Source organism: Streptomyces sp. NPDC059832 (assembly GCF_042731715.1).
In the GTDB taxonomy this organism is placed as follows: domain Bacteria; phylum Actinomycetota; class Actinomycetes; order Streptomycetales; family Streptomycetaceae; genus Streptomyces.
The window spans coordinates 526,118-539,253 of the sequence record NZ_JBHWIY010000003.1 but is presented as its reverse complement, the minus strand read 5'-3'; the positions used below and the strand labels follow the sequence as shown (position 1 = coordinate 539,253).

The 13,136-nt window shown below is 72.3% G+C and carries 12 protein-coding genes; 9 read left to right on the top strand and 3 right to left on the bottom strand.

Annotated features, from left to right (window positions below; translation table 11 throughout):
- Both ACFV8T_RS07715 and ACFV8T_RS07710 read right to left on the bottom strand, forming a co-directional pair.
- The gene (locus tag ACFV8T_RS07715) at positions 1-132 is read right to left on the bottom strand and encodes a DUF397 domain-containing protein (protein WP_385325497.1); all 132 of its coding nucleotides are present in this window, start codon (positions 130-132) and stop codon (positions 1-3) included.
- A gap of 258 nt (positions 133-390) precedes the next feature.
- Entirely contained in the window at positions 391-1,293 is a 903-nt protein-coding gene (locus tag ACFV8T_RS07710; protein WP_385325496.1) for a LysR family transcriptional regulator, read from the bottom strand.
- A 149-nt stretch (positions 1,294-1,442) separates the two neighbouring features.
- Here ACFV8T_RS07710 and ACFV8T_RS07705 point away from each other — a divergent pair, with 149 nt between their 5' ends.
- Entirely contained in the window at positions 1,443-2,426 is a 984-nt protein-coding gene (locus tag ACFV8T_RS07705; RefSeq protein ID WP_385325495.1) for a DMT family transporter, read from the top strand.
- 255 nt (positions 2,427-2,681) lie between these two features.
- On the opposite strand, the gene ACFV8T_RS07700 is transcribed toward ACFV8T_RS07705, so the two are convergent.
- On the bottom strand, positions 2,682-3,017 hold the full coding sequence (locus ACFV8T_RS07700; RefSeq protein WP_385325494.1) for a hypothetical protein: 336 nt from the start codon (positions 3,015-3,017) through the stop codon (positions 2,682-2,684).
- Positions 3,018-3,120: 103 nt separating this feature from the next.
- On the opposite strand from ACFV8T_RS07700, the gene ACFV8T_RS07695 reads away from it, so the two are divergent.
- From ACFV8T_RS07695 to ACFV8T_RS07660, 8 genes are all read left to right on the top strand, one after another.
- Positions 3,121-4,062, top strand: coding sequence for an ABC transporter ATP-binding protein (locus ACFV8T_RS07695; RefSeq protein ID WP_385325493.1), 942 nt, complete (start codon positions 3,121-3,123; stop codon positions 4,060-4,062).
- Positions 4,059-5,033 carry an ABC transporter permease gene (locus ACFV8T_RS07690; protein ID WP_385325492.1) on the top strand — a complete coding sequence of 325 codons (975 nt, stop codon included), beginning with the start codon at positions 4,059-4,061 and terminating at the stop codon, positions 5,031-5,033. The genes ACFV8T_RS07695 and ACFV8T_RS07690 overlap by 4 nt, the downstream gene beginning before the upstream one ends.
- Positions 5,034-5,078: 45 nt before the next feature.
- A complete protein-coding gene (locus ACFV8T_RS07685) occupies positions 5,079-5,483 on the top strand; it encodes a GntR family transcriptional regulator (RefSeq protein WP_385325491.1) in 405 nt (134 codons plus the stop codon).
- Positions 5,484-5,838: 355 nt separating this feature from the next.
- Positions 5,839-6,636, top strand: a complete 798-nt coding sequence (locus ACFV8T_RS07680) for a TIGR03084 family metal-binding protein (protein WP_385325489.1) — start codon at positions 5,839-5,841, stop codon at positions 6,634-6,636.
- Entirely contained in the window at positions 6,633-8,366 is a 1,734-nt protein-coding gene (locus tag ACFV8T_RS07675) for an acyclic terpene utilization AtuA family protein (RefSeq protein ID WP_385325488.1), read from the top strand. Before ACFV8T_RS07680 ends, ACFV8T_RS07675 begins: the two co-directional genes overlap by 4 nt.
- Complete coding sequence (locus ACFV8T_RS07670) at positions 8,363-9,961, top strand: acyl-CoA carboxylase subunit beta (RefSeq protein ID WP_385325487.1); 1,599 nt, start codon at positions 8,363-8,365, stop codon at positions 9,959-9,961. Before ACFV8T_RS07675 ends, ACFV8T_RS07670 begins: the two co-directional genes overlap by 4 nt.
- Before the next feature lie 44 nt (positions 9,962-10,005).
- Entirely contained in the window at positions 10,006-11,961 is a 1,956-nt protein-coding gene (locus ACFV8T_RS07665) for a biotin carboxylase N-terminal domain-containing protein (protein WP_385325578.1), read from the top strand.
- Positions 11,958-13,118: an acyl-CoA dehydrogenase family protein gene (locus tag ACFV8T_RS07660; protein ID WP_385325485.1), complete on the top strand. Its 1,161-nt coding sequence runs from the start codon at positions 11,958-11,960 to the stop codon at positions 13,116-13,118. The genes ACFV8T_RS07665 and ACFV8T_RS07660 overlap by 4 nt, the downstream gene beginning before the upstream one ends.
- Positions 13,119-13,136 lie beyond the last annotated feature (18 nt).

Here is a 13,136-nt window from a genome sequence, read left to right as displayed (position 1 = left end):
TCATCCGTGGTGCTTGGCGAATTCCACGAGACCGGTGAACCCCTCGTTCGTCAGGGTCAGGCGCGGGCCGTCCAGTGTCTTGCTGTCACGGATCAGGAACTCACCGGTCGTGCGCGCGTTCGGCGAGGGCACCTCGGCCGAGGCGTGGGCGTACCGGCGGTATGTGGCCAGGCTCCGCGATCCTCTTCCCCTGCGGGTGGGACGGGCGGTCCGCCCTGAGTTCGGCACCAGGATGCGGCCGCGCTCTGTGAGCTGACAAGGATGGCGCTCCCACTCGCTCCGGCCGGGGCGACTGGGAGCTCGACGGCCCATGGTGGGCCGGACGGCGCGATCGGTCAGCGCTCGGCGAGCGGTTCGAGCGTGTCCGCATTCTCGACGTGCCACGCGGCCTCAGCCGCCACCGGTATCCCGCCCCACGACCTCGCGCGCCAGTGCGATCAGCTTCGGCAGCGCGGGATGCCCCGGGACGTCCCGCCGGGCGAGCAGGACGGGGACGGACGGGGCGTCGAGCAGCGGCCGGTAGGCGACGCCGGAGTGCGGATGCATGTCGGCGGTGGACGCGGCGGAGACGCCGACTCCGCGTCCCGCCGCGATGGCGGTCAGCCAGTCGTCGGTGTTGGCGACGGTGAGGGTCGCGGTGGGGCGGGCCGACGGTGGCCACAGGTCCACGGTGGTGGTGCCGGAGACGGTGTTGAGGACGACGGTCTCGCCCGTCAGTTCGGCGAGCCGGAGCGTGGCACGGCCCGCGAGCGGCCCGTCCGCCGCCACCGCCGCCACCCGATCCTCCTCGAACAGCACCTCGGTGACGAGTCCGGGCGCCTCCACGGGCCCCCGCAGCAGCGCGGCGTCGACCTCGCCACGGGTGAGCCCGGCGGTGCGGTCGTCGATCCGCAGCAGTTCGAGCGGGGTCCGCGGATACAGCTCCTGCCAGCGGCGCAGCAACGGTGTGGTGTACGGGCCGAATGCCGACCAGGCGTGCCCGAGCCGCAGCGGCCAGTGGCGCAGCCCGCCGGAGTCGAGCGCCTCGTCGAAGGCGGCGACCGCGGCGGCGGCCTTGTCCCGGAAGACGACGCCTTCGGGGGTGAGGGCGAGATGGTGGGTGGAACGGTCGACGAGCCGGACGCCGAGGTGCTGCTCCAGGGCGGCGAGGGTGCGGGAGACCGCGGGCTGGGTGAGGCGGAGGCGGGCGGCGGCGCGGGTGACGTTGCCCTCGTCGGCGACGGCGAGGAAGGCGCGCAGATGCCGCACTTCGATGCCGCGACCAGCACTTTCCCCAGAACGCCCGATGCTCATGCGCGGGGAGCATAACCGGAGCTCGATCGACATTTCACGTGGCACGCGGAGGTACCTACCGTAAGAGGACGTACCGCACGAGCGAAGTGCAGTATCTTCAATCGAACGGTGCATTGAGTTGCACTATCGGATCGGGAGGGACACCGCAGGTGAACGACCAGCGCAGTGCAGCAGTGGCCGCGGCGGCCGTGGAGCGAGCCGCAGCCGTCGCCGTACCCGAGGCGGCTGCCGTCCTGGGCGATGTGGCGGGCCCCGCGGGCCCCAAGGGCCGGCGCGCGGCACTCGCCCCGGTCGCGCTGGTGGTCGCGGGCGGTCTCTCCGTCCAGTTCGGCTCCGCGGTCGCGGTCCTGCTGATGCCACGCGCCGGCGCGCTCGGCGTCGTCACCCTGCGCCTGGCCGTGGCCGCGCTCGTGATGCTGGCCGTCTGCCGCCCGAGGCTGCGCGGCCACTCGCGCGCCGACTGGGGCACGGTCCTCGCGTTCGGGCTGGCCATGGGCGGCATGAACACGCTCTTCTACCAGGCGGCCGACCGCATCCCGCTGGGCGCGGCCGTCACCCTGGAGGTGCTGGGCCCGCTCGCCCTGTCGGTGTTCGCGTCCCGCCGCCTGATCAACGTGGTCTGGGCCGGGCTCGCGCTGGGCGGCGTCCTGCTGCTGAGCGGGGGAGGCTTCGACCGCCTCGATCCGGTGGGCGCCGCCTACGCCCTGGCCGCGGGTGCCATGTGGGCGACGTACATCGTCTTCAGCGCCCGCACCGGCCGCCGCTTCCCGCAGGCGGACGGCCTGGCCCTGGCCCTGGTCGTCGCCGCGCTCCTCTCGCTGCCCCTCGGCATCATGGAGTCGGGCTCGAAGCTGCTGGTCCCCTCCACGCTGGGGCTGGGCGCGGCGGTGGCGCTGATGAGCTCGGTGCTTCCGTACACCCTCGAACTCATGGCGCTGCGCCGCCTGCCCGCGCCCACCTTCGCGATCCTGATGAGCCTGGAACCGGCGATTGCGGCCACGGCCGGCTTCCTGATCCTCGACCAGGCCCTGACGACCACCGACGCGCTGGCGATTGCGCTGGTCATCGGGGCGAGCATGGGGGCGGTACGCAGCCAGGTGCGCGGGGTGCGGCCGGAGAAGCGCCAGGGCTGACGGTCGCGCGCCTCGCCGGGTCCCGCCACCGCACCCGGGCGCCAGGGCGCCTCTCGTTCGGATCGGGCCGGACCGGGCCCCGTCGTCGCGGCCCGGCTGCCGCGGCGCAGGGCGATGAGCTCGGCGACCGTGTCCGGCCGGCGTGCGGCGCGCGCCTCCTCATCCCGTGTGCCGGCGACCTGCGCGGCGGTCTCCGGCCAGTCCCCCAGGCATGCGGACGCGGCACCCGACGGCAGGGGTCCGAGGCGAGGGCCTTCATGAGCTGCGCCTTCTCCCGCGGGCTCGACGCGTTCGCCGGGAGCTGTTCCGTACGGGCCCGTTCGGCGGGCGAGAGGTTCGCCGTGGCGTGGCCCGAGCGTTCGAGGCCGTTGGTGTTTCGCTGAGGATCTCGTCCAGTTCGGCGTCGCCGCCGAAGTTGCCGGTGTCGGCGTGGACGTCCTCGATCGCGTCGGTCAGGTCGTTCTTGCTGCCGGCCGAGCAGATGCGCCCGCGCAGGCCGTCGAGCTGCTGCCTGCGGTCGTTCGTGGATTGCGTGGTCCAGTCCTCGGAAGGGAGCGCGACACGCAGCCCGAACAGGTTCATTACGGACACCCGCGCCATGGTCCGCCGGGGCGGACGCCCGGGGTGGTTTGACAGTCTCTCCCGCACCAGACCATGATTCCATTAATTGAGTAGTGGAATTGAGGCGAAGCGCATGGCAGACGCATTCACTCCGGCAGGTGCCTCCGGCGCCTGGGCGCTGGAGGCCCGCGGGCTCGGTAAGCGGTACCGGCGCGGTTGGGCGCTGCGTGACTGTTCCTTCCGGCTTCCGGCCGGACGGATCTGTGGTCTCGTGGGCCCCAACGGGGCGGGGAAGAGCACTCTGTTGGGGATGGCGACGCAGCAGGTGCAGCCGACGCAGGGGGAACTCCGGGTCTTCGGCGTGCCCGTCGACGACTCCGCGGTGATGCCGAGGTTCGCCTTCCTCGGGCAGGACAAGCCGCTGTTCAAGAGGTTCACGGTGGCGGAGACGCTGCGGCTGGGCGCGGAGTTGAACCCCGGCTGGGACATGGCCGCGGCGGAGCGGATCGTCCGCTCGGGCCAGGTGCCCCTGCACGCCAAGGTCGGCACGCTCTCCGGCGGTCAGCGCACCCGCGTCGCGTTCGCGCTCGCCTTCGGCAAGCGGCCCGACCTGCTGCTGCTCGACGAGCCGATGGCCGACCTCGACCCGCTGGCCCGTCACGACATGGGCGCACTGCTGATGTCGGAGGCCGTCGAGCGCGGCACCACCGTGGTGATGTCCTCCCACATGCTCTCCGAGCTGGAGGACATGTGCGACTTCCTGCTGGTCATCTCCGAGGGCAGGCTGCGGATGGCGGGTGACGCCGACGCGCTGGTCCCGGCCCACGCGCTGGTGACGGGGCTGGTCACGGACGGGAACCCGGCCGATCTGCTGGCTCCCCACACCGTGATCGAGACCCGTGTCCAGGGCAGGCAGTTCCACGCGCTGGTGCGGCCCAACGGCCCCCTGCCCAGCGACTGGGTGGTCGCCGAGCCCGGCCTGGAGGAAGTACTGCTCGCGTATCTCCGCTCGCCGGACGCACCCTCGCTGTTCACCCCCGGTGCCCGCATCGAGGAAGGGATCCGCACCGCATGAGCACCACCCCGACCGAAGCCTCCCGGACCGACCGGAAGCCCCGGCCCCGCCTGCTGCACGGACTGAACTGGCTCGTCGTGCGCCAGCACCGCGCCTCGATACTCGCCGTGCTCGCGCTGACGGCCCTCGGCGCGCTCTGGATCGTCTACCAGCGCGGCCAGATGCATGACGCGCTCGTGGCGGTCGGCTGGCCGAAGAAGCCCCTTGACCAGTCGATGTCCTCGGGTGGGCTCATGCTCACCGTCAACGCCCTGAGCGCGCTCCCCGTGGTCCTCGCGGTCTTCCTCGGCGCCACCCTGATCTCGACGGACCAGGAGCACGGCACCGCGCAACTGGTGACCACCCAGTCCGTTTCGCGCCGCCGCTGGCTGACCACCAAGCTCTTCTGGTGCTACCTGATGGTCACCGTCTGCGGTGTGGGCCTCTCGGCGCTCTTCACCTGGTGGTGGGAGCCCTATCGTTCCGCGTTCTCCTTCGTGTGGTACTCCGGGCCGGTCTTCGACAACACGGGTCCGGTACTCCCGGCGCTCTGCCTCTTCCTGACCGCGGCCGGCATCGCCATCGGGCTGCTGCTGCGTCGCGTCCTCATGTCCATGGTGGTCACGTTCGGCTTCGCCATCGCCGTGGAAGTCGCCTGGGGCCTGGTCCGCGAATCCCTCGCCTCGCCGCGGATGATCAACTACCCGTTGAACGCGAATCCCCCGGCCGAGCTCGACGACATGTACGAAATGGATCGTTGGGTCAGCAGCTCCGACGGCACGCTCTTCGGCTATTTCCATTGCAGCGGCCTGAAGACCGAGGCGGCCGCCAACGCCTGCGTCAAGGAGAACGGCATCGTCGACAACGTGGTCAAGTACCTGGGGTACGACCAGATGCCGGCCATGCAGTGGACCGGGGCGGGCTTCCTGCTCCTGGGTACGATCGCCCTCACCGTGTTCACCCTGTGGTGGACCTCCCGGCGCCCCCTTTAGGACATACCACCGCAAGTGCGTAATGTTTCGGCAGTCCCACGGGAGGTGAAGGCAGTGGTCGTGTTCCGTATCGACAGGCGCAGCGGAGTGGCGACGTACCTCCAGATCGTGCGACAGGTCGAACAGGCGCTGCGGATGGGCACTCTGAAGGTGGGGGACCGGCTGCCCACGGCCGCACAGGTCGCGGCGGACACCAAGGTCAACCCGAACACGACCCTCAAGGCGTACCGCGAGCTGGAGCGCGCGGGCCTCGCCGAGGTCCGGCAGGGAGCGGGGACCTTCGTCACCCGCTCCCTCGCCCCGGCGCAGGCGGCCTCCGAATCGCCGTTGCGGGCGCCGCTGGCCGAGTGGCTGAACGAGGCGCGCTCCCAGGGCCTCAGCGGCCAGGAGGTCCTCGCTCTCTTCGAGTCGGTCCACGCGGCGGTGTATCCGGGCGGGACGGACGGCTGAGCCTCGATCCGCCGCTGTGCGCAGTCGCCGCCGCCTCCCGCACAGTGGGACGAACGCTGTCGGTCGCCTTCCATCATGGGGTCCTCCCATGGTGCGCGAGCGATGACACGGATGAGGTCCTGTGACCCACGGCGAGGCAGGGCCGACCGTTCCATGAGGTCGGGCAGAACTTGCCCTGGACGGTGAAGGGTGGCCGTCGGATGCGGTGGTCGCGCAGGCTGCCGGTGGCCCGGTGGCCCGGTGGCCGGCAGTCGGCGGGCGGCGGGCGGCGGAAAATAATGCAAGCATGCTTGCTTGTTTATTGCTCCGCTGCCATGCTCCTGGGCACACCGCCACGCCCCGAGGGGAGCGCACCGTGTCCGAAGTCGCAGCCGTGATCGACGATCTGCGCGACGAGAGCGATGAACTCGACGTACTGGTACGGGGGTTGAGTCCCGCGCAGTGGTCCGCGCCGACCCCCGCGCCCGGCTGGAGCATCGCGCACCAGATCGCCCATCTCACCTGGACCGACGAGGTCGCGTTGCTGGCCGCCACCGATGCCGACGCCTTCGCGGGGGAGGTGGCCAAGGCCATGGAGGCGCCCGAGTCCTTCGTCGACCGGGGTGCCGAGCAGCTGGCGGCGCCGGCGCCCGACGAACTGCTCGCGCGGTGGCGCGGCGGGCGGGAGCGGCTGGAGGCGGCGCTGCGGGACGCCCCGGCGGGCACCCGCATCCCCTGGTACGGGCCGCCGATGAGCGTCGCGTCCATGGCGACCGCCCGGATCATGGAGACCTGGGCGCACGGCCAGGACATCGCCGACGCCCTCGGGGTCACCAGGACCCCCACCGCCCGGCTGCGGCACGTCGCCCGGATCGGGGTGCGGGCCCGCGACTACGCCTATCTGGTACGGGGGATCAAGGCGCCCGAGGAGGAGTTCCGGGTCGAACTCGACGCCCCGGACGGGGAGTTGATCGTCTTCGGGGCGCCGGACGCGACGCAGCGCGTCACCGGGCCGCTCGTCGACTTCTGCCTCCTCGTCACCCAGCGCGCCCACCGCGACGACCTCGCCGTCCGGGCGGTCGGCCCCGACGCCGACCAGTGGCTCGACATCGCCCAGGCCTTCGCCGGCCCCGCCGGACCCGGCCGCGCCCCGAAGCGGGGGAGCGGGGCGTGACTTCGACGACGGACGCGCCCGGACCGCTGCGCATCGGCAACGCCTCCGGGTTCTACGGCGACCGCTTCGACGCCATGCGCGACATGCTCACCGGCGGGCCCCTCGACGTCCTCACCGGGGACTACCTCGCCGAGCTGACCATGCTCATCCTCGGCCGCAGCAGGCTCAAGGACCCCGCGCGCGGCTACGCCACCACCTTCCTGCGCCAGCTCGAAGAGGGCCTCGGGCTCGCCCACGAGCACGGGGTGCGGATCGTCGCCAACGCCGGCGGACTCAACCCGGCCGGACTGGCCGACGCGGTACGGGAGTTGGCGCGCAAGGTCGGCGTCCCCGTGCGCGTCGCCCATGTGGAGGGCGACAGCCTCCCCGTACCCGAGGGGTTCCTCACCGCCAACGCCTACCTCGGCGGCGCCGGGATCGCCGCCTGCCTCACCGCGGGCGCGGACGTCGTCGTCACCGGACGGGTCACCGACGCGGCGCTCGTCACCGGACCCGCCGCCGCCCGGTTCGGCTGGGGGCCAGGCGACCACGACGCGCTCGCCGGGGCTGTCGTCGCCGGACACGTCCTGGAGTGCGGCACCCAGGCCACCGGCGGGAACTACTCGTTCTTCCGGGGCCACGACCTGCGCCGGCCCGGCTTCCCCGTCGCCGAGATCCACGCCGACGGCTCGTCCGTCATCACCAAGCACGACGGCACCGGCGGCGTCGTCGACCTCGGCACCGTCACCGCCCAGCTGCTGTACGAGACCGGCGGCGCCCGGTACGCGGGACCGGATGTCACCGCCCGGCTCGACACCGTACGGCTGACCATGGACGGACCCGACCGGGTCAGGATCTCCGGGGTGCGCGGCGAGGCCCCGCCGCCCACCGTCAAGGTCGGACTGAACCGGCTCGGCGGCTGGCGCAACGAGGTCGTCTTCGTGCTCACCGGCCTCGACATCGAGGCCAAGGCGCAGCTGGTACGGGAACAGTTCGCGGACGCGCTCGCCCGCTCCGGCGCCGAACCCGACGAGGTGCGGTGGGAGCTGTCCCGGACCGACCGGGCCGACGCCGCCACCGAGGAGACCGCGAGCGCCCTGCTCCGGCTCGTCGTCCGCGACCGGGACCGGGAGACCGTCGGACGCGCGGTCTCCGGCGCCGCGATCGAACTCGCGCTCGGCAGCTACCCCGGCTTCCACGTCACCGCCCCGCCCGGCAAGGGCGCGCCGTACGGGGTGTTCGAGGCGCGCTACGTACCGGCCGGCGAGGTCCCGCACATCGCCGTGCTCCCCGACGGGCGGCGACAGAGCCTGGCACCCCCCGCGACGACACGGCCGCTCCGGGACGCCGACGAACCCCCGCTGCCCGAACCCCTGCCGGACCCCGGCCCCACCCGGTCCGCCCCGCTCGGCCGGATCGCGGGCGCCCGCAGCGGCGACAAGGGCGGGGACGCCAACGTGGGCGTGTGGGCCGTCGGGGACGACGCCTGGCGGTGGCTGGCCCATGAACTGACCGTCGAACGGTTCCGGGAGCTGCTCCCGGAGACCGCCGGTCTCACCGTCGTACGCCACCTCCTGCCGAACCTCCGCGCCCTGAACTTCACCGTCCACGGGCTGCTCGGCGAGGGCGTCGCCGCCCAGCACCGGTTCGATCCGCAGGCCAAGGCGGTGGGGGAGTGGCTGCGCTCCCGGCACCTGCCCCTTCCCGTATCGCTGCTGGAGACCGTCCACGCACCGGAGGCGAACGCATGACCGTCCTGCCCACCGCGCTCGACACCGCGAGCCCCGAATACGCCGCGAACCGCACGGCCATGCTCGCGAAACTCGACGAGCTGTCCGCCGAGCACACCAAGGCGCAGGCGGGCGGCGGCGAGAAGTACGTGGCGCGGCACCGCTCGCGCGGCAAGCTCCTGGCCCGCGAGCGGATCGAGCTGCTGATCGACGAGGACACCCCGTTCCTGGAGCTGTCGCCGCTCGCCGCCTGGGGGAGCGAGTACGCGATCGGCGCCTCGCTCATCACCGGGATCGGGGTGATCGAGGGCGTGGAGTGCCTGATCACCGCCAACGACCCGACCGTACGCGGCGGCGCCTCCAACCCCTGGACCCTGAAGAAGGCCCTGCGGGCCAACGAGATCGCCTTCGCCAACCGGCTGCCCTGCGTCAGCCTCGTCGAGTCGGGCGGCGCCGACCTCCCCTCGCAGAAGGAGATCTTCATCCCCGGCGGGGCGCTGTTCCGCGACATCACCCGGCTGTCGGCGGCCGGGATCCCGACCGTCGCCGTCGTCTTCGGGAACTCGACCGCGGGCGGGGCGTACGTCCCCGGCATGTCCGACCACACCGTGATGATCAAGGAACGGTCCAAGGTCTTCCTCGGCGGACCGCCCCTGGTGAAGATGGCGACCGGCGAGGAGAGCGACGACGAATCGCTCGGCGGCGCCGAGATGCACGCCCGCACCTCCGGGCTCGCCGACCACTTCGCCGTCGACGAGCAGGACGCGCTGCGCCAGGCCCGTCGGATCGTCGCCCGCCTCAACTGGCGCAAGGCGCACGCCGATCCGGGCCCGGCCGAACCGCCGAAGTACGACGAGGACGAGCTGATCGGCATCGTGCCCGGCGATCTGAAGGTGCCCTTCGACCCGCGCGAGGTCATCGCCCGGCTCGTCGACGGCTCCGACTTCGACGCGTTCAAACCGCTGTACGGGACCAGCCTGGTGACCGGCTGGGCGAGCCTCCACGGCTACCCCGTCGGCATCCTCGCCAATGCCCAGGGGGTGCTGTTCAGCGAGGAGTCGCAGAAGGCCGCCCAGTTCATCCAGCTCGCCAACCAGCGCGACATCCCGCTGGTCTTCCTGCACAACACCACCGGCTACATGGTCGGCAAGGAGTACGAGCAGGGCGGCATCATCAAACACGGCGCGATGATGATCAACGCGGTGTCCAACTCGAAGGTCCCGCACCTGTCCGTGCTGATGGGCGCCTCGTACGGGGCCGGGCACTACGGCATGTGCGGCCGGGCCTACGACCCGCGCTTCCTCTTCGCCTGGCCCAGCAGCAAGTCCGCCGTCATGGGGCCGCAGCAGCTCGCCGGAGTGCTGTCCATCGTCGCCCGCGCCTCCGCCGCCGCGAAGGGACGGCCCTACGACGACGAGGCCGACGCCGCACTGCGCGCCATGGTCGAGCAGCAGATCGAGTCCGAGTCGCTGCCGATGTTCCTGTCCGGGCGGCTGTACGACGACGGGGTCATCGACCCGCGCGACACCAGGACCGTCCTCGGGATGTGCCTGTCCGCGATCCACACCGCCCCGGTCGAAGGCGTCCGCGGCGGCTTCGGAATCTTCCGGATGTGAGGCCACGGATGACCTCGACGAACCAGACGGACGGGAAGGCGAAGATGATCTCCACGCTGCTCGTGGCCAACCGGGGCGAGATCGCCTGCCGGATCTTCCGCACCTGCCGCGCGCTCGGCATCGCCACCGTCGCGGTGTACTCCGACGCGGACGCCGGCGCGCTCCACGTACGGGAGGCCGACACCGCCGTACGGCTGCCGGGCGCCGCCCCGGCCGACACCTATCTCCGCGGTGACCTCGTCGTACGCGCCGCGCTCGCGGCCGGTGCCGACGCCGTCCACCCCGGCTACGGCTTCCTCTCCGAGAGCGCCGGATTCGCCCGCGCCGTGCAGGACGCCGGCCTCCTCTGGGTCGGCCCGCCGGTCAAGGCCATCGAGCTGATGGCGTCCAAGACCCGCGCCAAGGAACTGATGGCCGCCGCCGGGGTGCCGCTGCTCGCCCCCGTCGACACCGGGCGGGCCACCGCCGACGACCTGCCGCTGCTGCTCAAGGCGGCGGCGGGCGGCGGCGGACGCGGGATGCGGATCGTGCGCGAACTCGCCGAACTGCCCGCCGGGTTGACGGCAGCCGCCGCCGAGGCCACGGCCGCCTTCGGGGACGGCGAGGTCTTCGCCGAGCCGTACGTGGAGCGCGGCCGGCACGTCGAGGTCCAGGTCATGGCCGACGAGCACGGCGGGGTCTGGGCGCTCGGCACCCGCGACTGCTCCCTCCAGCGACGCCACCAGAAGGTCGTCGAGGAAGCCCCCGCACCCGGTCTCGACGACGCGCTGCGGACCCGGCTGCACGACGCCGCCGTGGCCGCCGTTCGCACCGTCGGCTACCGGGGCGCGGGCACCGTCGAATTCCTCCTCGCCGCCGACGGGCGCCCGTACTTCCTGGAGATGAACACCCGCCTCCAGGTCGAACACCCCGTCACCGAAGCCGTCTTCGGGCTCGACCTCGTCGCCCTCCAACTCCGCATCGCCGAAGGCGAACCGCTGCCCACCACCGCACCCCCCGCACCGCACGGCCACGCCGTCGAGGCCCGCCTCTACGCCGAGGACCCCGCCCGCGACTGGCAGCCGCAGACCGGAGCACTGCACACGCTGGACGTGCCCGACGAACCCGGCATCCGCCTGGACACCGGCTACACCGGCGGCGACACCATCGGCGTGCACTACGACCCGATGATCGCCAAGGTCATCGCCCACGCCCCCACCCGCACCGAAGCCGTACGCCTCCTCGCCCGCGCCCTGGAACGCGCCCGCATCCACGGCCCGGTCACCAACCGCGACCTGCTCGTACGGTCCCTGCGCCACCCCGACTTCCTCGCCGCCCGCCTCGACACCGGCTTCTACGACCGCCACCTGGACGCCCTCACCCCGGCCCCGTCCCCGGACGAAGCCGGGCCGCACCTCGCCGCCCTGGCCGCCGCACTCGCCGACGCCGCCGCCCGGCAGCACGGCCCCGGACCGGGCCCCGTCCGCCTCGGTGCCTGGCGCAACATCTCCTCGCGACCCCGGACCAAGCGCTACCGCGCCGAACCCGACGGCACCGAACACGAGGCCGCCTACCGCACCACCCGCACCGGCCCCGTCCCCGAGACCGGCGAACGAGTCATCGCCGCCGGGCCCGACCGCGTCACCCTCGAAACCGACGGCATCACCCGTCACTTCGACATCGCCGTCCACCGGGACAAGGTGTACGTGGACACCGCCCACGGCTCGTACACCTTCGCCGCCCTGCCCCGCTTCACCGACCCCACCGACCGCACCGAACCCGGCTCACTGCTCGCCCCCATGCCCGGCACCGTCGTCCGCGTCGCCGAAGGGCTCACCACCGGGGCGGCCGTCCAGGCCGGACAGCCCCTGATCTGGCTGGAGGCGATGAAGATGGAGCACCGCATCCTCGCCCCCGCCGCCGGCACCCTCACCGCGCTCCACGCCGCTCCCGGCCTCCAGGTGGAGGTCGGTGCCCTGCTCGCCGTCGTGCAAGACGTACAGGAGGAACCGAAGCCATGAGCACCGTCCTCGAAACCGAAGAGCACCAGGCCCTGCGCGCCACCGTCGCCGCACTCGGAAGGCGCTACGGACGCGACTACATGACCTCCGTCGTCCGCGACGGCGCCCACCCGCGCGAACTGTGGACCGAAGCCGCCAAGCTCGGCTACCTCGGCGTGAACCTCCCCGAGGAGTACGGCGGCGGAGGCGGCGGCATGGCCGAACTCTCCATCGTCCTGGAGGAGTTGGGCGCGGCCGGCAGTCCGCTGCTCATGATGGTGGTCTCCCCGGCGATCTGCGGCACCGTCATCGCCCGCTTCGGCACCGACACCCAGAAGCGGCAGTGGCTCCCCGGTCTCGCCGACGGCAGCCTCACCATGGCCTTCGGCATCACCGAGCCCGACGCCGGATCCAACTCCCACCGCATCACCACCACCGCCCGCAAGGACGGCGAGGACTGGCTGCTCGCCGGCCGCAAGGTCTTCGTCTCCGGCGTCGACATCGCCGACGCCACCCTCATCGTCGGCCGCACCGAGGACGCCAGGTCCGGCAGGCTCAAGCCCTGCCTCTTCATCGTCCCCCGCGACGCCCCGGGCTTCGGCCGCTCGCAGATCGACATGGAACTCCAGGCCCCGGAGAAGCAGTTCGAGCTGGTCCTCGACGACGTACGGCTGCCGGCCGACGCGCTGGTCGGCGATGAGGACGCGGGGCTCCTCCAGCTCTTCGCCGGGCTCAACCCCGAACGCATCATGACCGCCGCGTTCGGTATCGGCATGGGCCGCTACGCACTCGACCGCGCCGTCGAGTACGCGAAGACCCGCCAGGTGTGGAAGGACCCCATCGGCTCCCACCAGGCCATCGCCCACCCCCTCGCCCAGGCCCACATCGAACTGGAGCTGGCCCGGCTGATGATGCAGAAGGCCGCCCGGCTCTACGACGACGGCGACGACATCGGCGCGGGCGAGGCCGCCAACATGGCGAAGTACGCGGCCGGTGAAGCCTGCGTCAGGGCCGTCGACCAGGCCGTGCACACCCTCGGCGGCAACGGCCTCACCCGCGAATACGGCCTCGCGTCCCTGGTCACGGCGGCCCGCGTCGCCCGGATCGCCCCCGTCAGCCGGGAAATGATCCTGAACTACGTCTCCCACCAGTCCCTGGGCCTCCCCAAGTCGTACTGACACACGGCAGTCCGTCTC

What these genes read in the sequence shown, in the direction of transcription:
- ACFV8T_RS07710 (WP_385325496.1), bottom strand. Translation starts at nt 1,293, where the DNA reads ATGAGCATCGGGCGTTCTGGGGAAAGTGCTGGTCGCGGCATCGAAGTG.
- ACFV8T_RS07695 (WP_385325493.1), top strand. Translation starts at nt 3,121, where the DNA reads ATGGCAGACGCATTCACTCCGGCAGGTGCCTCCGGCGCCTGGGCGCTG.
- ACFV8T_RS07690 (WP_385325492.1), top strand. Translation starts at nt 4,059, where the DNA reads ATGAGCACCACCCCGACCGAAGCCTCCCGGACCGACCGGAAGCCCCGG.
- ACFV8T_RS07670 (WP_385325487.1), top strand. Translation starts at nt 8,363, where the DNA reads ATGACCGTCCTGCCCACCGCGCTCGACACCGCGAGCCCCGAATACGCC.
- ACFV8T_RS07665 (WP_385325578.1), top strand. Translation starts at nt 10,006, where the DNA reads ATGATCTCCACGCTGCTCGTGGCCAACCGGGGCGAGATCGCCTGCCGG.
- ACFV8T_RS07660 (WP_385325485.1), top strand. Translation starts at nt 11,958, where the DNA reads ATGAGCACCGTCCTCGAAACCGAAGAGCACCAGGCCCTGCGCGCCACC.